Origin of the sequence: Sphingomonas sp. CFBP8993 (assembly GCF_034044895.1) — a bacterium.
GTDB lineage: Bacteria > Pseudomonadota > Alphaproteobacteria > Sphingomonadales > Sphingomonadaceae > Sphingomonas.
Map to the genome: position 1 here is coordinate 364282 of NZ_JAXCWU010000005.1, position 20784 is coordinate 385065.

17 protein-coding genes are annotated in these 20784 nt (G+C 67.6%); 7 read left to right on the plus strand and 10 right to left on the minus strand.

The features are described from left to right. Positions 1-50 precede the first annotated feature (50 nt). The 3 genes from SOM26_RS12835 to SOM26_RS12845 are packed head-to-tail and all read right to left on the minus strand — an operon-like array spanning position 51 to position 3378. Positions 51-1415: a sensor histidine kinase gene (locus SOM26_RS12835; RefSeq protein ID WP_320453115.1), complete on the minus strand. Its 1365-nt coding sequence runs from the start codon at positions 1413-1415 to the stop codon at positions 51-53. Next, a complete protein-coding gene (locus SOM26_RS12840; protein ID WP_475527928.1) occupies positions 1412-2098 on the minus strand; it encodes a response regulator transcription factor in 687 nt (228 codons plus the stop codon). The genes SOM26_RS12835 and SOM26_RS12840 overlap by 4 nt, the downstream gene beginning before the upstream one ends. 53 nt (positions 2099-2151) lie before the next feature. Beyond that, positions 2152-3378 (minus strand): histidine-type phosphatase, encoded by a 1227-nt coding sequence (locus tag SOM26_RS12845; RefSeq protein ID WP_320453116.1) that lies wholly within the window; start codon positions 3376-3378, stop codon positions 2152-2154. Between the two features lie 203 nt (positions 3379-3581). On the opposite strand from SOM26_RS12845, the gene SOM26_RS12850 reads away from it, so the two are divergent. After that, entirely contained in the window at positions 3582-6380 is a 2799-nt protein-coding gene (locus SOM26_RS12850) for a TonB-dependent receptor (protein WP_320453117.1), read from the plus strand. 155 nt (positions 6381-6535) lie between these two features. Then, the gene (locus SOM26_RS12855) at positions 6536-7291 is read left to right on the plus strand and encodes a DeoR/GlpR family DNA-binding transcription regulator (protein ID WP_320453118.1); all 756 of its coding nucleotides are present in this window, start codon (positions 6536-6538) and stop codon (positions 7289-7291) included. Here SOM26_RS12855 and SOM26_RS12860 read toward each other — a convergent pair. Then, positions 7249-8538, minus strand: a complete 1290-nt coding sequence (locus SOM26_RS12860; protein ID WP_320453119.1) for an MFS transporter — start codon at positions 8536-8538, stop codon at positions 7249-7251. The genes SOM26_RS12855 and SOM26_RS12860 overlap by 43 nt on opposite strands. Positions 8539-8651: 113 nt before the next feature. On the opposite strand from SOM26_RS12860, the gene SOM26_RS12865 reads away from it, so the two are divergent. Further along, entirely contained in the window at positions 8652-9587 is a 936-nt protein-coding gene (locus SOM26_RS12865) for a glutaminase (RefSeq protein ID WP_320453120.1), read from the plus strand. On the opposite strand, the gene SOM26_RS12870 is transcribed toward SOM26_RS12865, so the two are convergent. Genes SOM26_RS12870 through SOM26_RS12880 form a run of 3 tightly spaced genes read right to left on the minus strand, consistent with a single transcriptional unit; the run spans position 9493 to position 11688 of the window. Continuing rightward, positions 9493-9867 (minus strand): DUF3325 family protein, encoded by a 375-nt coding sequence (locus SOM26_RS12870; RefSeq protein WP_320453121.1) that lies wholly within the window; start codon positions 9865-9867, stop codon positions 9493-9495. The two genes, SOM26_RS12865 and SOM26_RS12870, sit on opposite strands and share 95 nt — an antisense overlap. Further along, positions 9860-11425, minus strand: coding sequence for a PepSY-associated TM helix domain-containing protein (locus SOM26_RS12875; protein WP_320453122.1), 1566 nt, complete (start codon positions 11423-11425; stop codon positions 9860-9862). The genes SOM26_RS12870 and SOM26_RS12875 overlap by 8 nt, the downstream gene beginning before the upstream one ends. Continuing rightward, a complete protein-coding gene (locus SOM26_RS12880) occupies positions 11422-11688 on the minus strand; it encodes a hypothetical protein (protein WP_320453123.1) in 267 nt (88 codons plus the stop codon). The genes SOM26_RS12875 and SOM26_RS12880 overlap by 4 nt, the downstream gene beginning before the upstream one ends. Positions 11689-11826: 138 nt before the next feature. Between SOM26_RS12880 and SOM26_RS12885 the strand changes: the two genes are divergently transcribed. The 4 genes from SOM26_RS12885 to SOM26_RS12900 all read left to right on the plus strand — a co-directional run bounded on the left by SOM26_RS12885 (position 11827) and on the right by SOM26_RS12900 (position 18898). Beyond that, positions 11827-14118, plus strand: a complete 2292-nt coding sequence (locus tag SOM26_RS12885; RefSeq protein ID WP_320453124.1) for a TonB-dependent siderophore receptor — start codon at positions 11827-11829, stop codon at positions 14116-14118. 86 nt (positions 14119-14204) lie between these two features. Beyond that, positions 14205-15017 carry a ferredoxin--NADP reductase gene (locus SOM26_RS12890; protein WP_320453125.1) on the plus strand — a complete coding sequence of 271 codons (813 nt, stop codon included), beginning with the start codon at positions 14205-14207 and terminating at the stop codon, positions 15015-15017. Between the two features lie 230 nt (positions 15018-15247). Next, positions 15248-18136: a TonB-dependent receptor gene (locus SOM26_RS12895; protein WP_320453126.1), complete on the plus strand. Its 2889-nt coding sequence runs from the start codon at positions 15248-15250 to the stop codon at positions 18134-18136. A gap of 264 nt (positions 18137-18400) precedes the next feature. Then, complete coding sequence (locus SOM26_RS12900) at positions 18401-18898, plus strand: hypothetical protein (RefSeq protein WP_320453127.1); 498 nt, start codon at positions 18401-18403, stop codon at positions 18896-18898. Positions 18899-18941: 43 nt separating this feature from the next. Here the strand turns inward: SOM26_RS12900 and SOM26_RS12905 are convergent, their stop codons facing one another. The 3 genes from SOM26_RS12905 to SOM26_RS12915 form a co-directional block, all read right to left on the minus strand. Further along, positions 18942-19247 carry a hypothetical protein gene (locus tag SOM26_RS12905; RefSeq protein WP_320453128.1) on the minus strand — a complete coding sequence of 102 codons (306 nt, stop codon included), beginning with the start codon at positions 19245-19247 and terminating at the stop codon, positions 18942-18944. Beyond that, positions 19244-20257, minus strand: a complete 1014-nt coding sequence (locus SOM26_RS12910; protein WP_320453129.1) for a chemotaxis protein CheB — start codon at positions 20255-20257, stop codon at positions 19244-19246. The genes SOM26_RS12905 and SOM26_RS12910 overlap by 4 nt, the downstream gene beginning before the upstream one ends. Positions 20258-20340: 83 nt before the next feature. Further along, a complete protein-coding gene (locus SOM26_RS12915; protein ID WP_320453130.1) occupies positions 20341-20784 on the minus strand; it encodes a chemotaxis protein CheW in 444 nt (147 codons plus the stop codon).

Here is a 20784-nt window from a genome sequence, read left to right on the forward strand (position 1 = left end):
CGGCCCTTTTTTTGTTGATCCTTCCTCCCCTTGCAGGAGAGGGAGGAAGGTCAGCGTCCCGGCAGGATCAGCGAAACGACCAGTCCCGGCTTCGCATCGTCCAGCACCAGTCGCCCCCCGTGCAGCCGCGCGATCGCCGCGACCAGCGGCAGGCCCAGGCCATGCCCCGCCTGCGCACGCGATGAATCGAGCCGTCCGAAGCGGCGCAGCGCCCGGGCGCGATCCTCGGGCGGGATGCCGGGACCGTCATCGGCGACACGCAGGGCGACACCGTCTTCGCAAGCGTCCAGCGACACGCGGATCGCACCGCCCGCCACGCCATATTTGATCGCATTGCCGATCAGGTTGACCAGCGCCTGGGTCAGCAATTGCCGGTCGCCGACGAAATCCGGCATCGCGACGTCCACCGCCACGCTCAACCGGTGCCCGGCATCCTCGGCGACCGGGATCATCATCGTCGCGATCTCCTCGACCAGCGCCGACAGGTCGAAGGGGGCAAAGCCCGCACGCCGCACGCCGCCCTCGATCTCGGCGATGCGCAGCAGCGCGGCGAACATGGCGAGCAGCGTGTCGCACTGTGCCAGCGCGGCGGCGGCGCGGGTCGCCTGGTCGTCGTCGCGCGCATCGGCCACCATGGCGGACAGTTGCCCGCGCAATCGGGCCAGCGGGGTGCGCAGGTCATGGGCGATATCGTTGGACTGGCCGCGCATCGCCTCCATCAGTTCTGCGATACGGTCGAGCATTCGGTTGAAGGCGGCGGCCTGGCGATCGAACTCGTCGGCCGATCCGGTCACCGGCACACGGTGGCGGATATTGCCCGCGATGATCGCGTCGACCGCGGCGCGTTGATCGCCGATGCGGCGCGCCACCAGCAGGGCAAAGGCGGTCATCCCGCCCAGCACGACCAGGATGATCGAGCCGAAGCCGATCAGGTAGATGCGGGTGCGCATCTCCCGATAGCTGTCGAACGGTTCGGTTTCCGCCACCACGATCAGCCGTCGTCCCGCGCCCGCATCGCGCACCAGCGCCCGGCCATGCGACAGGCCGATGATGCCGTCGTCGGTGCGCAGATCGGACCGGCCCGAGGGCAGCCTGCGGCGCAGCCGGATATTGCCGCCCAGCCACTGGCCGTCGGCACGTGTCAACGCCAGGCCGACATCGCCGGTATCGCGCTGCCGCGACAGCGCGTCGATCCGCGCCAGCAGGATATCGGTGCCGGGCAGGCCTTCGCCCGGATCGCGTTCCAGCACCAGGTCGGCGATGGCATCGACCCGGCGGTCGACCAGATGCGCCACGGTCATGCGATTGGTCGCCAGGACGGAAATGCCGGTGGCGACCGTCGCGATCAGGAACAGCGCCAGCACGGCCATGGTCAGGCCGGGCAGCGAGATTCGCCGGATCGCGCGCGCGGTCATGGTTTCAGCGAATAACCGATCCCGCGTATCGTCTCGATCGGGTCGGCGCCGCCGCCTTCGGTCAGCTTGATGCGCAGGCGGCGGATATAGACGTCGACGATGTTCGTCTCCGGCTCGAAATCATAGCCCCAGACCCGTTCGATCAGCATGGCACGGGTCAGTACCTCGCCCGCATGGCGGGCCAGTTCGGCCAGCAGCTTCAGTTCCAGATTGGCGAGCGTGATCGGCTGGCCGCCGCGCCAGGCGCGAAAGCTGGCCGGGCTGACCACCACGTCGCCCGCCCGGATCGTGTCGTTCTCGCTCGTGGTCCAGCGGCGGCCGCGCATCACCGCATGGATGCGCGCGTTCAGCTCTTCGGCGGCCACCGGCTTGACGACGTAATCGTCCGCCCCCGCCTCCAGCCCGTCGACCTTGTCCGAGGCCATGGACAGCGCGGTCAGCATGATGACCGGCACGGTGATGCCGCGTGCGCGCAGCGCCTCTACCACCGACAGCCCGTCGAGGCGCGGCATCATCCGGTCGAGGATGACCGTGTCATATTGTTCGCGATCCATCGCGGCCAGCGCCAGCCGCCCGTCGCCGACATGCTCGATCCGGTGGCCGAGCGCGCGCAGCTCGGCCGCCAGCCCCTGCGCATAGGTGGTGTCGTCCTCGACCAACAGCAGGTGCAGACTCATGGGCATGTTCCAAAGCGTGACTGCATCCGCCCTACCGGGCAAATGCGCGCTGGCAAGCCTTACCCCGCCAAAGGAGCCAGCCGCTCCCCGAACAGCGTGACGAAGCGGTCGAGCGGGCAGGGGGCCGCGACCGGGCAGCCGCGCACCTGCACCGGCGTCACCGTGACGGCACCGGCATGGGCGCGGATCTGCGCGGGCGACTGAGTGCGATAGGTGACGGTGACGAAGGACTTGCCCGCTCGGTCGTGCCAGCGGTTGAGCAGGATCGCGCCGCCCGGTGCCGCGTCATTGGCCGCATAGCCCGGCGCGACCAGATCGAAGCCGAGCAGCGCGGCCAGCGCGGTGACGTTGGTATCGTGGCCGACGAGCATGTCGACCCTGGTATCGTCGCGGGCGGTCAGCGCGGCGATCATGTGCCGCCCGAACGCCGCCGACTGGTGCGCGGCCATATAGGGCGAACGCGAATAGACGTCGAACAGCGCGGCGTGCAGCGCCCCCAACTGCGTCAGCACCGTCGCGTCGAACGGAAGGCCGCCGACCAAGGGGGGCAGGCCTTCGGCATATTGCAGCAGCAGGACCTGCGCGGTGCCCGAGGCGGTGCGGATCGGCCCTGTCAGATCGATGCCATGCCCGTCGGCCGAGGGGGTCAGCCGGGCGGGGCCGGCCGGATCGCATCCCTTGGCCTCGCGGCAGCCCAGCACCCGGTCCAGCAGGCGCAGGCCGTCGCGGTGGCGCGCGACGAGCGCGTCCATGCCGCCGGTAAAGCGCTTGATATCGGCCACCGCCGCCGCCGCATCGAAGCGCGTGGCGCGGGCACGCAGCGGTTCGAACAGCGGATCGACCTGGTCTATCGGGTTGTGCGCGACGGCGATGGCGCAGTCGGGGGCGAAACCCCTGGCATAGGCCTCACCGCTCGCGATCGTGCGCGACGAACTGTTGGTGCGGATGCGGATCGCCGGGCAGCCGCTGGCGGAGAGCAGGCCGCGTGCGACCCAATCGGCACGGTCGGCGCGTGCCTCGACGACCAGCGCGGCGGCGCCGTTCGGGGTCAGCTGGCTTTCGGGAGTCGTCCAGTGCGGCCATGGCGCGGCGGTCCGCGTGCCCTTGGGTACTTCGCCGTCCAGCGGTGCCCGGACGCCGTGGCGCATCAGGATCACGACGCGGTCCAGCGTCATATCCGCCGGTGCGGGGGGCGTGGTCCGGGCATCGGCGGTGGCCGCGCCACCGAGGAGGAGGAGGGCGAGTGCGCAGCGCACCGAACGGGCGGTGGAGGAAAGGACGGTCATCGCCCATGTCCCTGGCGCATTTCCGGGTCAGGACTGTGACATTGCCGGGCAGGTGATGACGGGCGAGCCGTGCTTCCGGCATAAAGTTCCGAAGTCATCAAAATTCGGTCAATAAGTCATCGCGCTGTCACAGGTGGTCCCTAGCGGAGCCATCGAAGGCGCCCCGAGGCGCCGCCAGCATGATCGTTCCAGGGGGAAATACCATGACCGCTTCGTTCAAGCGGGCGCATGTCGTGCGCCTGTTGTGCACCACGGCCGCCACGCTGCTTGTCGCCGCACCGGCCTTCGCCGCCGATCCCGTCGCGCCCGTCGTCGCCGAGCCGGTCACGGCGGAACCCGATCCGCAGACCGGCGAAGAGGTGGTGGTCAAGGGGCATCGCCAGGCCATCGTCGATGCGCAGGACGAACAGCTGCGCAGCCAGTCGCTGGCCACCGTCGTCTCGGGCGAGGAACTGCGCCTCCAGCCGCAGCAGAACCTGGCCGACCTGCTGACCCGCCTGCCGGGCATCAGCTCGTCGGTCGACCAGTCGCGCAACGCGGCGGCGACGGGCGAGGCGCAATATGTCTCGATCCGCGGTCTCGACACCTCGTACAACGCCTATTCGTTCGACGGCGTGCGGCTGGCGCAGACCGATGCGCGCACCCGCGCCATCTCGATGAACCTGTTGTCGCCCTTCTCGCTCCAGACTGTGCGCGTCGACAAGGCGCCGACCGCCAAATATGACGGCGACGCGATCGCAGGCATCATCGACATGGTGCCGATCACCGCCTTCGACCTGCCCAATCATCGCACCCAGATCCGTCTGCAGGGCCAGTTGGCGGGCCGCGCCGATGCGCGTCGCCAGGATCCTTGGGGCGGCACCGTGCAGGTCGAGACGGCGCAGCGTATCGGCGATTTCGGCATCTATGCCTCTGCCTATTACGGCCTGAAGCATGTGCTGGGCGAGTCGACCGCGGTCCAGCACGACTGGGAAAAGTATAACAACAACATCCCCGGCATGATCCGCGACAATCTCGACAATCTGTTCGCGCGCGGTGCCCAGTGGCAGTCGTTCCGCAATCGTATCGAGCGGATGGGCGGTACGCTGAACCTCGACTGGAAGGGCGAAGGCACCGACCTGTACCTGCACTCCACCTATGGCCGGTACAACCTCAAGAGCTGGATGGACCAGACCGCGCTGCGCCAGACCAGCCTGGCTCCCGACCAGATCAACCCGAACCCCAATAACGGCTCGTACGACGCCGCAGGCTACCGCGCCGATTACGGCCTGACCGCGACGCATTATTTCCGCACCGAGCACAGCAACCAGGAGCTGGTGACGACCAAGCTGGGCGGCCAGACCCGTTCGGGCGACTTCACCTTCGACTATCACGGCGCCTATTCGCGCGGGTCGCAGGATTACCCCTTACGCATCCAGTCGGGCTTTGCGGGCCGTCCCTATATCGGCACCGCCGACAATACGGGCACGGCGGCATACCGGATGGTCACCTCGATCGGCCAGCGCACCTTCCCGCAGGTCGTCCTGACCGACGCGGCGCGCGCCTACCTGACCGACCTGAGCAAGCTGCGTCAGTGGTATGTCACCCAGCAGTTCGAGAATACCTGGGAACGCCGCCTGGAGGGGCAGTTGGACACCACCTGGCATCATGCCGATCAGGGCCTGGTGTCGATCTCGGCGGGTGCCAAGGTCGAGGATGCCAAGCGCTACGCCAACGCGCTGGGTGACGACGGCGCGCTGCAATATACCTTCCCCAATGCGGACGGCAGCAATTCGCCGCGTTATGCCGCGACCGGCCCGGTCCTGACCTCGCTGCCCGGCCAACTGCTCGGCGGGTTCATGAACAACGCCGCGCAGGTGCCGATCTTCCTGATCGACACCAATTACATCGAGAACCAGGTCCGCCAGCTTTCCAGCCCGAAGATCGCCGGGCTGGACCCGGTCAAGCTGAAGGAAAACCGGCTCGACGGGCGCGAGAACCGACTGTCGGGTTATGTCATGGCGACGATGCAGTTCGGCGACCTTCAGGTCGTGCCGGGCGTCCGCTACGAATATAACCGGTTCAAGGGCACTTATTGGCAGGACCGGGGCAACACGGCCGGTTTTGCGACCTCGGCGCGTGATTACGACCAGTGGTTGCCCAGCATCATCGCCAATTACCGGCCCAATGATGCGATGGTCATCCGCGCGTCGATCCGGAAGAGCTATTCGCGGCCCGCTTTCGACCTGCTGCTCGGCCCGACCAGCGTGTCGCGCAACGATCTGGGCGAGGTGACGGGGGTGTTCATTCCCAACCCGAACCTGGATGCGCAGACCTCGTGGAACTACGACGCCTCGGTCGAATATAAGGGGCAGGGCACCGACTTCTTCTCGATCAGCCCCTTCTACAAGGATCTGAACCACGTCCTGTTCGCGACCGGCACCACCAACGCCAGCGGCGATTACAATATCTGGGGCAATCCCCAGTCGGAACAGCAGGGCGGGGTCGAGGTGTCGAGCCTGACCACCAATGCCACCGGCAAGATCTACGGCGTCGAGCTGTTCGGTCGTTATTCGCTTAAAGGTCTGCCGGGGCTGCTCGACGGGCTGGGTCTGCAGGCCAATGTCACGGTGCAGCGTGCCAATGCGCGGGTCTTCGTCAATGGCCAGATGCGCGACCAGCGCATGACCCAGGCGCCGAAGATCATGTACAATGCCGCGCTATTCTATGCCCATGGCCCGCTGTCAGCGGAATGGAACTACAACTATACCGGTGACCGCCTGTACGACTTGCGCTCCAGCCGTCCCGACACGTATATCCAGCCGACGACCATTTCGAACCTGATCGTCAACTATGTCCTGCCCTCGGGCCTGACGGTCGGCGCATCGGTGCAGAATTTGTTCAACGAACACAGCTATTGGGCGACGACCAGCGAGCGCAAGGCGTACCTCTCGAACGACCGCAAGGGCGGCTATGTCGAGACGGGGCGTATCTATATGCTCAACCTGACCTACGCCTTCTGAACTTATACCCTCCCCGATCCGGTGTTCGCGCCCCCCGTGGGCACCGGAGCGCACCTGCGCCGACGGCACCTCCGTGTGTCGTCGGCGGTTTTGTGCGGGGTTCCTGACCACATGGTCGCACGTTAGCATGAGCCGAACGATAGGATCTGCCCGACATGATGAAACGCCAGCGCCGCCAGCATGAGATTGTGGCGCACCTTGCCGAAGGCGGGTTCCACGGCATCGGCGAACTGGCCGAGGCGCTGTCGGTGTCGGAGGAGACGGTGCGGCGCGAGCTGCGCGTGCTGGAGGCATCGGGCACGGTCGTGCGCGCGCATGGCGCGGTGCGCATCGCCAAGGTCGAGAACGAGGGCTCCTTCGCCACCCGCCTGCAACGCCATGCCGAGGCCAAGCAGCGCATCGCCGCCGCCGTCGCCGAAGTCGTCGCGGACGGCCAGGCCGTCTATCTCGATGCCAGCACGACGGGCCATTATGTCGCCAGGGCGCTGCGCGATCACCAGGGGCTGACCGTCATCACCAATGCGGTCGGCGTCGCCGCCGAACTGGGCGGGCGCAACGACAATCGCATCATGCTGGCGGGCGGCGAGATGGATTATGAATATCGCGCCTGTTTCGACGCCACCGCGCGCGAGTATCTGAGCATGTTCACGCCCGCGCTCGCCATATTGTCGGTGGAATCGGTCAATCTCGACCATGGCTTTGCCGACTATCATGCGGGTGAGGCGGCGGTGTGCCGGATGATGATCGCGCGGTCGCGCCGCACGCTGATCGCCGCCGACCAGAGCAAGTTCGACCGGCCGGGCACGATCCAGGTCGCCGCGCTGGACGCGGTGGCGATGCTGGTCACCGACGCGCCCTTGTCGCCGGCTTATGCCGAGGCGCTGGCTGCGGTGGAGGTGGTGGTCGCCTGAGCCCGCGGGATCAGCAGCGCGACGGCGGCGCCCGCGATCCCGAAACCGGCATGGATCAACCAGAAATGCGGCTGGTCCATGCGCGGATAGAGCGTGCCCAACTGCCCTACCACCAGATGCGCGACGAAGCCGTGGAGATAGAACAGCCCGGTCATCAGCCCGCGCCGGGACGGGGCTGCGGCGGCGGCGACGATCGCCAGCGCGGAGGGCCAGGACAGGACGACGCCGATCGACAGCAGCAGCACCGCGCAGAGCGGACCGGGAAGCCCGATCTGCACACCCCCCGACAGTCCTGCCAGCAGCCCATAGGCCAGCGCCATCGCGATCCCCCCGGCCGCCAGTTTGTGCGCCGCGTCCGGCTCTCGGGAGAGGCGGGGCCAGAGCCGATAGGCCAGCAGCGCCAGTGCGATGGTGAACAATCCGTCCGCCGCCGCCAGCCAGCTGGGTGGGATGGTCAGCCCGCCCAGCGTCAGGTCGACCCGCTGCTCCGCCCACAGCAGCACCATGTTGGTCAGCTGTTCATAGGCGCAGAAGCACAGGGTCACGGCGGTGATGGCCAGGATGACGCGCGGCCAGTCGGTGTGATGGCGGTCCGTCTCATGCGCCTCGCTCAGGCGGACCGGCGGCGCGGTGCGCAGCGTCAGCATCGCCGCGATCATGCTGGCCGCCATCACGGCAAAGGCGGCGGCGAAGCCGAAGCGCAGCGCCAACCATCCGCCGATCAACGGCCCCAGCAGCGCGCCGCCGTTCAGGAACGCCAGATAGGCCGCATACAGCCGCTCACCCGCCGAGCGCACGCGCAGCGCCCCCACCTCGGCGGCGAGATTGCCCTTGAGCAAGCCGATGCCGCCGATCAGCAGCGCCAGCCCCGGCAGCGCGCATGTGCGGCTGGCGAGCGCCAGCAGCCCCAGCGTCATCAGCACCGCGCCCGCATACATGGCGGGCCGCCGCCGCCCGCTCCGGTCGGCGATCCATCCGCCCAGCGGCAGGACCAGATAGGTCAGCGCACCGTACAGACCGTAAAGCTGCGAGGCGAAGGCAATGTCGCCATGCGCGCCCGTCACCCCCTCGATACCGGCGCGCAGTGCGGCCAGCCCGATGACCGGACCGCCGCGCCCCAACAGGTCGGTGACGAGGAACAGGGTGAGCAGCGATTTCGCACCCTGGATCGCACAACGCTCCCACCCCTCGACGCGGGCGAGCGTCCAGAATCCGGGGGCGGGCGGGGTCGTGTCCCTGTCGCGCATGATGCTGATGTCGGTCCGTCAGTGCTTTGGGAGGAAGCGATCGTGCCCTAGCGCGGGTTTGTGACGGGTTCGCGGCGCTCGACAAAGCCGCGCCCGCACGGCACCACGGGGCCATGGACCTGTCCGCCATCGTCGCCGAGATCGCAGCCGAGATGGCGGAAGCCCCCGATCGGGGCAAACCCGCCGATTACATCCCGGCGCTGGCGGATATCGACCCGCACCGTTTCGGCATCGCCATCGTCGAGGCGGACGGCCAGTGCCATCTGGCGGGCGATGCCGAGCAGAGCTTTTCGATCCAGAGCATTTCCAAGGTCTTTGCGCTGACCCTGGCGCTGGGCGCGGTCGGCGACCAGTTGTGGCGGCGGGTAGGGCGCGAGCCGTCGGGGACCGCGTTCAACTCGATCGTGCAGCTGGAGACGGAGCAGGGCATCCCGCGCAATCCGTTCATCAATGCGGGCGCGATCGTGGTTGCCGACATGCTGCTGGGCAATCACGAACCGCGCGAGGCGATCGGCGAGATGCTGCGCTTCGTCCGTGCGCTGGCGGGGGAGGACGACATCGTGATCGATGCCGCCGTGGCGCAAGCCGAGATGGAGACGGGGCATCGCAACCAGGCGCTGGCGCATTACATGCGCGCCTTCGGCAATCTGCATCACCCCGTAGAGCGGGTGCTGGGCGTCTATTTCCACTTCTGCGCGCTCGCCATGAGCTGTCGGCAACTGGCGCTGGCCGGGCGTTACCTGATGGCGCGGGGCGTCAATCCGGGGACGGGGCGTTCGGTCGTGTCACCGCAGCGCGCGCGGCGGATCAACGCGCTGATGATGAGCTGCGGCCATTATGACGGCTCGGGCGAATTCGCGTTTCGTGTCGGCCTGCCGGGCAAGTCGGGGGTGGGCGGCGGCATATTGGCGATCGTGCCCGGCCGTGCCTCGATCGCGGTCTGGTCGCCCGGCCTCAACGCGCGCGGGAATTCACAGCTTGGTACGCTGGCGCTCGAACGGCTGGTGCAGCGGACGGGCTGGTCCGTGTTCGACCCGCAAGCCGGTTGATCGCGCGAAGCGGCGCGAACGCGGCCGCAGCGCGCACCGACAGCAGCAGGTTCAGCGCGACCCCCGCGATCGAGGCGGCCCCGAACATCCGCACGATCCGTTCGCCGGTGATCCCCGTGCCGCAGGCCGACAGCGCGACCAGCAGCGCCGCCGCGCCGAGCAGCTTCAGCCCGCCGCGCAACCGCGCATCGTGCAACGTCCCCGCCTCGCGCGCATGACGATAGGAACCGGCGGCGAGCAGCCAGAAGCCGACGAAGCAGAGGGCGATCGTATCAAGCATGGGCGGGCTCCATGGACCGGCGCGACCGGCCGGGGGCTTTGGGGGCGGGGCGGGCGCTGAGCCGGGCGGCGGCGGCAAAGCCGATGCCGATGGCCAGGCAGGCGATATCGAAGGCGAGGAACAACCGGTCGCCGTCGAGCAGCGAGGGCAGGAACCAGCGCGGTGTGGTCAGCGCGTTGACGACCGGGATTCCTGCCCACAGTGTGGCGGCAAGGCCGAACAACAGCGTCCAGGCGCGCCGCGCCGGCAGGCCGAGCTGCGCGAGGGCCAGCAGCCCCCAGGTCCAGAACATCGCCGACACTTCCGCATCGGCGCGCCCGGCCATCTCGGCGGGGATCAGCCGGTTGGCCAGCAGGAACGCGGCCATGCCACTGGGAAAGGCGGCGATGACCGCGATGTTCAGCCGTTCGGCCAGGACCAGCCCGAAGAACGGCGTCGCGCCGGGCTTGCGCCGCTTGGCGGTCCATAGCAGCAGGCCGGTGCCCACCATCGCCGCACCGGTCAGGCCCAGCACGAAATAGGCCCAGCGCAGACCCGTCGAGGCATATTGCGCCAGATGCAGGCCCAGCATGACGCCCGAGGTCTGGATCGCGGAGGCGGGGTCGCCGCTGCGCGCCACGAACCGGCCGGTCGCACCGTCATAGGTGACGGTCGGCGTGCGCGCACTGATCGCGCCGCGCGTGGTGAGCGCGACCGTGACGCGCGCGGCGCTGTCCCCCGGATTCTGAATGATGACGCGGGTGGCGGGGCCGCCCAGCCGCTGCTCGGCATCGCGGACCAGCGGTGCGATCGCGACGAGCGGGCGGCGCACGCCGGTGGCGGGCAGGTCTTCGGGCGTGCCGTACGCGGCCTGTGCGAACTGTGCGGGCTTGGCGTAGTTCACCATCACGGGCCACGGCATGTACATGGTCACCAGGGTGATCAGCCCGGTATAGGTGATCATCGCATGATAGGGCAGGCCGAGCACCGCCGAGACATTGTGCGCGTCGAGCCAGCTGCGCTGCCCCTTGTTCCAGCGCAGCGTGAAGAAGTCGGCGAAGATGCGCTTATGGGTGATCACGCCCGAGATGATCGCGCCCAGCATCGCCATCGCGCATATCCCCGCCAGCCAGCGGCCCCAGGGATGCGGCAGCTGAAGCTGGAAATGGAAGCGATAGAAATGCTCGCCGCCGCGCGTCTCGCGCGCGGTCAGCGGCGTACCGCTGACGGGATCGAGGTCCAGCTCGCTGCCGCGCCCCCTGGGATCAGGCTTGGCGGGGACGCGGAAGACGCGGGTCACGACCGTGCGCGCGTCGGGCAGGTAGATATACCATTGCAGGTCGTCCGCCCCGGTTCGCGCCAGATAGCGTACCGCCGAGCTGGCCGCCTGCGCCGGCGTCGCCGCGGTCGCGCGGATCTCGGGCTGCATCCACTGGGTGATTTCGGGGCGGAAATAGGCCGCCGTGCCGGTCAGGAACATGGTGAACAGGATCCACCCGGCGATCAGCCCCAGCCAGCCATGCGCCCAGGCCATGGTCTGGCGCAGCGCCCGCTGCGGCCCGGTATGCGCCTCGCTCACGGCCGCACGCCCAGCAGTTTCAGCAGGACCGCCATGACCAGCGCGCCGCCCCAGACGACCGCGCTCACCCGTGCCAGCCGCGCCTCGTGCAGCGACCAGAGCCCGATTCCCGCATAGACCAGGAAGGACAGGATCATCGGCCAGCCCGTCACCTCGACGCGCGCCAGCGGATCGGTGGCGGGCAGGATACGCGCGGTCAGCATCACGGCGGCGCAGGCGAATCCATAAGCGCCGACCACCGCCGTGACCCAGCGCCACGCCATGACGAATCCCGTCCGCCAGTGGCGTTCGGCTTGTTCGTCAATGGCTTGGCGCGATGGCAACGACGTTTGCCCCTTGTCATGTTGATGACATGCTCCTAGCAGCAGTTGATAGTCACTATCAATAGCGGAAGAAAATTAATGCGAGCTTTTCGCGGAGCGTTGCTGACCGCCTGTGCCACGGGTGCGATGCTGGGCCATGCGCTTCCGGCCCAGGCCAGGGACCTGCCCGACAGGATCGCGGCGGCCCCCGCCGACGATGATCCGCAGCGGCTGCGCCACGAGGAGATCGTGGTCGAGGGCGAACGCGAGAAGCGCAGCGCGGCGTCGGGAACCAAGACCGACATCCCGCTGATCGCCACGCCGCAGACGATCGCGGTCATCGACCAAGAGGAACTGACCCGCCGCAACGCGCAGTCGATCAACCAGGCGCTGGGCTATGTCGCGGGTGTCGCGCCGAACCAGCGCGGCAACGTCGCCACCCGGTACGACCAGCTGTTCCTGCGCGGCTTCGCGCCCGGCATCTTCATGGACGGGATGCGGCTGCTCGGCGGGGTCTATGCCAGCCCGCAGGTCGACTTCCATCTGGTCGAATCGGTCGATGTGGTGAAGGGGCCGGCGGGCGTCACCTATGGCTCGGGCACGCCGGGCGGCCTGATCAACCTGACCAGCAAGCTGCCCTATGCGGGCGCGGGCGGGCGGATCGAACTGGCGGCGGGCAATTACGCGCTGCTCCGCTCCAGCATCGACGTGAACCAGCCGCTCGACGCCGACGAACGCTGGCTGTTCCGCATGATTGCGGGTGCCGAGGAGTCGGACGGCTTCATCCAGAACACTGCCAATCGCCGCTATTATGCGCGGCCCATGCTGACCTTCGCGCCCGACAAGGCGACCAGCGTGACCCTGATCCTCAATTATCAGCGCGATCCCGAATCGGGCTCCTATAGCGGCGTGCCGGTCTATGGCTCGGCGCTGCCCAATCCGTTCGGGGTGTTGCCGGTCGATTTCAACACGTCCGAGCCGTCCTACGAAGCGTTCGACCGGACCCAGAAATCGGCGACGATCCTGTTCCGCCATGACCTGAACGACCGGCTGAGCTGGACGACCAATGCGCGTTATCTGGCGATCGGGCTGCATTACCGGCAGATCTACGGCTCGGGCTATGTCACGCGCGGGACGGGGACGAACGCCAATAGCGACTTCTCGACTCTACAGCGCGGCGGGGGAGGGTCGGACGAGGCGTTCCAGACCTTCACCGTCGACAATCACCTGGTCGGCAAGATCGACACCGGGCCCGTCCGTCACACCATTCTGGGCGGTGTCGACTGGCAGCATAATCGCGGCGAGAATTATCAGGCATTCTATACCGGGCAGAATGCGAACCCGGTGTTCAACATCCCGAACCTGAACCTGTTCGCACCGGTTTACGGCGTGCCGCTGCCGACCTTCCCGATCGACCAGACGCACAACTACACCAAGCGTGATCAGGTCGGGGTGTACCTGCAGGACCAGATCGCGATCGGCGGGCTGCAACTGATCGCCAGCGGGCGCTGGGACACGTACAACCAGACGACGCAGAATCTGGTCACAAACCGCGCGACACGGCTGAACCAGACCGCCTTCACCACCCGGCTGGGCGCGCTCTACGAGACGAAGGTCGGCCTCTCGCCCTTCGTCAGCTATTCCGAGAGCTTCGAGCCGCAGGCGGGCGCGACCGCCGATGGCAGCAACTTCATCCCCGTCACCGGCCGTCAATATGAGGCCGGGCTGAAATACCAGCCGCGCGGCACCACCGCGCTGTTCACCCTGTCCGCCTTCGACCTGCGCCGCCGCAACGTGCCGGTCGCCGATCCGCGCGCGGGTACCGGCAATGTGCCCACCAATGCGCAGGTGCAGATCGGCGAGGTCGCGATCCGGGGCATCGAACTGGACGGACGCGGGACGGTCGCGCCCGGCTTCGACGTGGTGGTCGCCGCGACCTATAACGACCCGCGCGTGACGCAAGGATCGCCCGTGGTCGGCACCGGCGACCAGTTGAGCGGCGTCACCGGCACCCGGCCGCTGGGCGTGCCGCAATGGAGCGCGTCGAGCTTCCTGTCCTACGACCTGGGCAAGGCGGGCGTCGGCCACGCGCTGGGCGGCCTCAGCCTGGGGGCGGGCGTGCGTTATGTCGGCGAATCGGACGGCACCGCGACCACGGTATCGGCAGGCCGCACGGTCGTCCGCCGGTTCGCCTCACCCGATTACTGGCTGGCCGACCTGATGCTGGGTTACGATCTCGGCCGGGTCAGCCCGGCGATGGCGGGGCTGAACCTGACCGCCAACATCGCCAACCTGTTCGACAAGCGCCACATCACCAGCTGTTTCTTCAACAATGGCTGCTATTACGGGGCATCGCGGACCTTTGTAGGCAGCCTGCGCTATTCTTGGTAAGGGCGCATCCGATTCATTCGAACACGACCATGTTCGCCTCTCCCGCCGGACGATCGGCGGGTGGGGGCGCAAAGGAGTTTTGAGGTTTGTCGACCGATACTGCCCTGCCCGAACTGACCCCGACCGCGGCGCTGAGCGTCGAGACGGTTCAGAACGTCCATCACTGGAACGAGCATCTGTTCTCCTTCTCGGTGTCGCGCCCCGACAGCTTCCGTTTCCGCTCGGGCGAGTTCGTGATGATCGGGCTCCAGGGGGACAACGGCAAGCCGCTGCTGCGCGCCTATTCGGTCGCCAGCCCGTCCTATGACGAGAAGCTCGATTTCCTGTCGATCAAGGTCGAGGACGGCCCGCTGACCAGCAAGCTGCAAAAGGTCCAGCCGGGCGACAATATCTATCTGGGCCGCAAGCCCACCGGCACGCTGGTCGCCGATGCGCTGCTGCCGGGCAAGCGGCTGTTCATGCTGTCGACCGGCACCGGTCTTGCGCCCTTCCTGTCGGTGGCGCGCGATCCGGACATCTACGACATGTTCGACGAGGTGGTGATCGTCCATTCGGTCCGCCGGGTCAGCGACCTGGCGTTCCATGACGAACTGGCGGCCAAGCTGGCCGACGATCCCCTGGTCGGCGACGTCGCGGCGGAGAAATTCCACTATGTCCCCACCGTCACGCGCGAGCCGTTCCACACGTCGGGGCGCATCGACGCGCTGATCGAGGATGGCCGGCTGTTCGCCGGGCTGCCCAGCGCGCACGGTTTCAACCCGGAAACCGACCGGATCATGATGTGCGGCAGCATGGAGATGATCAAGTCGCTGGGCGCCAAGTTCGAGGAAATGGGCTTCCCCGAAGGCTCGAACGCGCAGCCGGGTGCCTATGTGATCGAAAAGGCGTTCGCGGGGTAACTTTTTCCTCCCCTGCAAGGGGAGGTGGCAGCGCATAGCGCTGACGGAGGGGTGTCCCGCTCTCGATAGGTCGACACCCCTCCACCATGCTTCGCATGGTCCCCCTCTCCCTATGGGGGAGGAATCACGGTTCGCTGCCCTCTCGCGACATTCGTGCCTCTCGGCGGCACATTTGTGCGACATTTGCGTCCTAACGCCCAAGCCCTGGCATAATGGGAAAAGGGACGGACATGCGGTTTTGGGCGGGTTTGATGCTGGCGAGCGCGATGCCCGCGATCGCGCAGGCGCAAGTGGCGACGCCCCCCGCCCAGCCGGCCACCACGCCGCCCGCTACCTCGGGTCCGGCGACGACGGCCCAGGATGCAGCCGGTTCGGCCACCGCGACCCCCGCCACGCAAGGACAGGCCGCGCGCAGCGGCTCCCAGGCGCAGGCACAGCCCGAGGCGGAGGACGAAGGCGCCGAGGAGGGTGACGTCGTCGTCACCGCGCGCCGCGAGCCCGGCAAGGTGCCCGGCGATATTCCGCCCGAACAGCAGCTGAGCCCCGCCGACGTCCGCGCCTACGGCGTGTCGAGCGTCGCCGACTTGCTGACCGAACTGGCACCGCAGACGACCAGCGGGCGTGGCGGCTCGCCGGTGATCCTGCTCAACGGTCGCCGTATCGCGGGCTTCCAGGAGATTCGCGACCTGCCGACCGAGGCGATCCTGCGCGTCGACATCCTGCCCGAAGAAGTGTCGCTGAAATACGGCTATCGCGCCGATCAGAAGGTGGTGAACTTCGTCCTGCGCCCGCGCTTCCGCTCGCTGGCGGCCGAGGCGATCGGGACGGTGCCGACGCAAGGGGGCTCGGCGACCGGCCAGGGCAAGCTCGACTGGTTGCAGATCCGCAAGGACAAGCGGCTGAGCATCCACACCGACTATTCGGAAACCTCGCGCCTGACCGAGGCGGAACGCGGCATCATCGCGCCGTCCTCCAACGCTTCGCTGGGCGGCAACATCGTCACCGCCGACCCCGGCCTCGCCGCGCTGACCGGCACCAACCCCAGCACCGTCGGCGTGCCCGGCGGGCTGAGTGCCGCGCCGACCCTGGCACAGCTGGCGGGCAGTCCCGCGACCGCGACCGACGTCACCCCCTATCGCACGCTGCAATCGGCGCAGCGGCAATGGGACGCCAATGTCGTCTATGCGCGCAACATCTTCGACAAGGTGTCCGCCTCGTTCAATGCCGAGGTGCAGACGACGCAAAGCAACAGCTGGAACGGCCTGCCCTCGGCCAATCTGGTCCTGCCGGTCGGCAATCCCTACTCGCCCTTCGCCACGACGGCGACGATCAGCCACCTGACCAATGCCTATGGTCCGCTGGTCCAGGACAATACCGGGCTGACCGCGCATCTGGGTACGGCCTTCAACGGCGATATCGGCAAGTGGCGCTGGTCGCTGACCGGATCGTACGACCGCGCCGAAAGCCGCGTGGCGACCGATACGGGGCTGGACATCACCGGCCTCCAGACGCGGTTGAACGCGGGCGATCCGACCGCCAATCCGTACGGCCCGCTCGACGCGCTGGGTCTGGCGGCGCGCAACTTCGCCCGATCGACCTCGTCCACCGGCGAGGTGGATGCGCTGCTCAACGGCCGGGTCTTCGCGCTGCCTGCCGGTGACGTGCAGGCCAGCGTCAAGCTGGGCGGCGAGACGAGCGATTTCTCCAGCCAGTCGACCCGGTTCGGCATCACCCAGACGGGCGGGGTGTCGCGCGACATCGTCAACGGCCAGGTCAATCTGGACTTCCCCATCGCCAATCGCGACCGTCAGGTACTGGGCGCGATCGGCGACCTGTCGCTGAACGTCAATGCCGGGGCCGACCACCTGTCGGACTTCGGCACGCTGACCACGATCGGTTACGGCGCGAACTGGTCGCCGCTGGAGGGCGTTCGCTTCCTGGCCTCCTGGACCGATCAGGAGGATGCGCCCACCGCGCAGCAGCTCGGCAATCCGACGATCACCACGCCCAATGTCCGCCTGTTCGACTATGTGCGCGGCACCACCGCGACGATCACCGCGGTGACCGGCGGCAACCCCGCGCTGGTCGCCGACAATCGCCACGTCATGAAGCTGGGCGTGAACGTCAAGCCGTGGAAAGCCCGCGACATCAACCTGACCGCCAATTACTACCGCATCAACACCGACGATCCGATCGCGTCCTTCCCGACGCCCACCGCCGCGATCGAGGAGGCGTTCCCCGATCGCTTCACCCGCGATGCGGGCGGCAATTTGCTGCGCGTGGATTCGCGCCCGATCAACTTCGCACGGACCGAGCGGTCGCAACTGCGCTGGGGCCTGAACTTCTCCAAGCCGATCAAGTCGAAGATCCAGAAGGAGATCGAGGCGTTTCGCGCCGGGAGCGGGCCCAATCCCTTTGCCGGGTTGAACTTCCCCGGTCGGCGCGGGGGCGAAGGTGGTCCGGGCGGCGAAGGTCCGCGACGCGACGCACAGGGCGGCCCCGGCGACGCCCCGCCCCCGGGCGGTCCCGGTGGTCCGGGCGCAGGCGGGCCGGGGGCAGGTGGCCCCGGTGGTCCGGGTGGCGGGTTCCGTGGTGGCGGCGGCGGCTTTGGCGGGGGCCGGGGCGGCGGTGGCGGCCGGGTGCAATTCGCGCTCTATCATACCTGGACCTTTGCCGACCGGGTCATCGTCGCCGATGGCGGGCCGGACCTGGACCTGCTGCGCGGCGATGCGATCGGGTCGAGCGGCGGCACCTCGCGCCATCAGGTCGAGGCGCAGGCGGGCTATGCCAATAACGGCCTCGGCCTGCGGCTGTCGGGCAACTGGCGCAGCGCGACGCGGGTGAACGGCGGCACGCCGGGCAATCCCAATCCGCTGGAATTCGGCAGCCTGGCGACGGTCGATTTCCGACTGTTCGCCGATCTGGGACAGCGCCTCGAACTGCTGAAGAAGCATCCCTGGCTGCGCGGTACGCGGGTCAGCCTGGTGGTCGACAACGTCTTCAACCAGCGGCAGCGGGTCACCGATTCGACCGGCACCGTGCCGATCGGCTATCAGCCGGGCTATCTGGATCCGCTGGGCCGGACGGTGCGGCTGTCGGTCCGCAAGCTGTTCTTCTGAGGCGTCGGGCCGCATGTTCCATATGCGGCCCGGCATATCGCGCGAATTGCAAGGCCCGGTTTCCGCAAGATTACTCCGATCCGGGATCGCATAAAGGGGCAACCGGAGAAGTTTCTGGTTAACCTAGCCTAATTTTAATGCCATCGCCTTCACGGATGAATTGCGACGACGTGCCAAAGTCGGAATAGGAAACGGCAACGCTACAAGCATCTCAAATCTCTGCCTGTGGGGGGAACAACATATATGGGCCGGAGTGCGGAGATCATGAATAACCGCGACGATGCACTGGGAGGGCATGGGCCGTCGGGGATCGACGATCGCCTTCGCCGAATCCGTGACGAACTGGCCGTGGTGGAATCGATGGTCCGCAACGAGACCGAGGCGCGGATCACCGCCGCCGATATCGGTCGGATCATTCGCACGGCACGCGAGGGCATAGGCGGCTTCTTCGATGCCGAGCTGTTCGCCGATCCGGCCTTCGACATGTTGCTGTTCGTGTTCCTGGAACAGGAAGCGGGGCGGACGGTGGAAACCAGTGCCTGCTACCGCGCGTCCGGGGTGCCGCGCACGACCGCGGTCCGCTGGATCAACATGCTGGTGGCCAATGGTATGTTCGAAAGCGCGCCGCATCCCACCGATCGTCGCCTAGCGCTGCTGAGCCTGAGCGAGGGGGCGCGTGCCAATGTCCGCCAATGGCTGAACACCATGCGCCCGATGATCGAACGCATCACGACCCGTGACATGACGGGGCCGACGGACTGAGTGCTTGACAAGGGGTCAGGCGGTAGGGGTCAGAGGGGCGCGGTCAGGCCGCCTGGGCGATGCGGTGGCGCAGGCGCTGGGCCAGCGTCTCCAGCGTAACCCCGTCGATCCGCCGCGCGACGGGCGCGTCGGATCGCAGGATGTCGGCGATCGCCAGCTGAGTCTGGGTGATCCGGTCGACCGACTGGATGCTGACCATATGGCGGCGCAGCGTGTCGGCATCGCTGCCCAGTTCAAAGGCCATGTCGGCCAGCGCGCGGGTCAATTCGACCAGCTCGTCGGCCAGCGCCAGCGCCAGAGCGCCGTCCAGGACGGTCTCCGGCGCATCATTGCCCGCGCCCGGGGTCATTTGCTGCACAGCTTCATGACGTTGGCGGCGATCGCGTCGCGCGCTACCGGCTGCGACACCGCGCCCTTGGACAGGGTGAAATCGGTGCCGGTACGGCCGATGGCATAGGCGCCACCCGCCAGCATCGCCCGCAGACCCGCCGATCCGTCCTCGTCGTCCAATGCGACCAGCACGCCCAGCGCGTTGCTGCCCGCCGCCTTGGCGACCGAGGCGAACAGGAGCGAGATGGACGGCCGCTCGCCCGATACCGGTTCGCGCGGGAGCAGTCGGATCGTGCCCTCGGGCCAGCGGTCGATGACCATATGCGTCTCGCCCTGCGGCGCGAAATAGATGGTGCCCTGCTCGACCTTCATGCCGTCGGTCGCCTCGACGACCTTGGGGGCGACCTGCTCGCGCAGCTTCTCGACCATCGGGGTCAGCAGCCCGGCGGTCATCTGCTGCACGACCAGCGTCGGCGGGCAGTTGTCGGGGAAGCTCTGGAACAGCTCGAACAGCGCCGGGGTGTTGGCGGCGTCCGCGCCGATCGCCAGGACGCGACCGTTCCAGTTCATCGGCGACGGCGGTGCCGATTTCGCATGGCGCAGCGTGCTTGCCGTGGTCCGCTTCAGATCGGCGTTGCGCGCCGACTTGATGCGCTTGCCCAGCTTGCCGATGATCGCGTCGAGTTCCGCCTGCACCGCCACCTTGGGCTTGGGGAAACAGTCGATCGCGCCCAGCCGCAGGGCCTCGATCGATTCCGCCGCGCCCGCCGCCGTGCGGGTCGAGAACATGATGACCGGCATGGGGCGCGATTCCATGATCTCGGCCAGATATTCCAGGCCGCTCATGCCCGGCATCTCGACGTCCAGCGTCATGACTTCGGGCCGATATTTATCGACCATCTGGCGCGCCTCGGCCGCGCCGTCCGCCGCGCCGACCACCGTCACGCCCTTGATCCGCTCCAGCGCGCCCGAGATGAGCACCCGCATCGTCAGCGAGTCGTCGACCACTAGAACCTTTACGTCGGCCATTACGCATTACCTTCCAAGACGGATACGCCGTCACGTCGCAGAGCGAGACTTCGCGGCAGGAGAGAAGAAGAGGGCAAGGGGGATCAGGCCGCCTCGGCCGTCACGCCCACGCTGTCGGTCAGCCGGTCGAGCGCCAGGATGAGGATCAGGCGCTGTTCGATCGTCGCCAGCCCTTCCAGATAATGGGCCGCGGTCGCGTCGCCCATGTCGGGCAGCGGCTGCATCGATTCGGGCGGGATGGTGACGATGTCGTTGACCGCATCGACGATCAGGCCCTGGAGCTGGTCGCCGATCCGCACCACGATGATGACGTGGCGCGCGCTGGGATCGGTGACGCCCCACCCCAGCCGATGGCGCAGGTCGAGGACGGGCAGCACCACGCCGCGCAGGTTCACGACGCCGCGCACATAGGCGGGCACGTTGGGCAGCGGGGTGGCGGGCGACCAGGCGCGGATCTCGCGAATGGCCATGATGTCGACGCCCAGTATCTGGTCGCCAAGCTGGAAGGTGATGAGCTGACGGGACAT

Bases quoted from the DNA above. Each gene is read 5' to 3' on its own strand.
- SOM26_RS12860 (WP_320453119.1), bottom strand. From the start codon at position 8,538: ATGCGCGACAGGGACACGACCCCGCCCGCCCCCGGATTCTGGACGCTC.
- SOM26_RS12865 (WP_320453120.1), top strand. From the start codon at position 8,652: ATGGACCTGTCCGCCATCGTCGCCGAGATCGCAGCCGAGATGGCGGAA.
- SOM26_RS12850 (WP_320453117.1), top strand. From the start codon at position 3,582: ATGACCGCTTCGTTCAAGCGGGCGCATGTCGTGCGCCTGTTGTGCACC.
- SOM26_RS12915 (WP_320453130.1), bottom strand. From the start codon at position 20,784: ATGTCCCGTCAGCTCATCACCTTCCAGCTTGGCGACCAGATACTGGGC.
- SOM26_RS12905 (WP_320453128.1), bottom strand. From the start codon at position 19,247: ATGACCCCGGGCGCGGGCAATGATGCGCCGGAGACCGTCCTGGACGGC.
- SOM26_RS12910 (WP_320453129.1), bottom strand. From the start codon at position 20,257: ATGGCCGACGTAAAGGTTCTAGTGGTCGACGACTCGCTGACGATGCGG.
- SOM26_RS12845 (WP_320453116.1), bottom strand. From the start codon at position 3,378: ATGACCGTCCTTTCCTCCACCGCCCGTTCGGTGCGCTGCGCACTCGCC.
- SOM26_RS12870 (WP_320453121.1), bottom strand. From the start codon at position 9,867: ATGCTTGATACGATCGCCCTCTGCTTCGTCGGCTTCTGGCTGCTCGCC.
- SOM26_RS12840 (WP_475527928.1), bottom strand. From the start codon at position 2,098: ATGCCCATGAGTCTGCACCTGCTGTTGGTCGAGGACGACACCACCTAT.
- SOM26_RS12835 (WP_320453115.1), bottom strand. From the start codon at position 1,415: ATGACCGCGCGCGCGATCCGGCGAATCTCGCTGCCCGGCCTGACCATG.
- SOM26_RS12855 (WP_320453118.1), top strand. From the start codon at position 6,536: ATGATGAAACGCCAGCGCCGCCAGCATGAGATTGTGGCGCACCTTGCC.
- SOM26_RS12880 (WP_320453123.1), bottom strand. From the start codon at position 11,688: ATGGCGTGGCGCTGGGTCACGGCGGTGGTCGGCGCTTATGGATTCGCC.
- SOM26_RS12885 (WP_320453124.1), top strand. From the start codon at position 11,827: ATGCGAGCTTTTCGCGGAGCGTTGCTGACCGCCTGTGCCACGGGTGCG.
- SOM26_RS12900 (WP_320453127.1), top strand. From the start codon at position 18,401: ATGAATAACCGCGACGATGCACTGGGAGGGCATGGGCCGTCGGGGATC.
- SOM26_RS12895 (WP_320453126.1), top strand. From the start codon at position 15,248: ATGCGGTTTTGGGCGGGTTTGATGCTGGCGAGCGCGATGCCCGCGATC.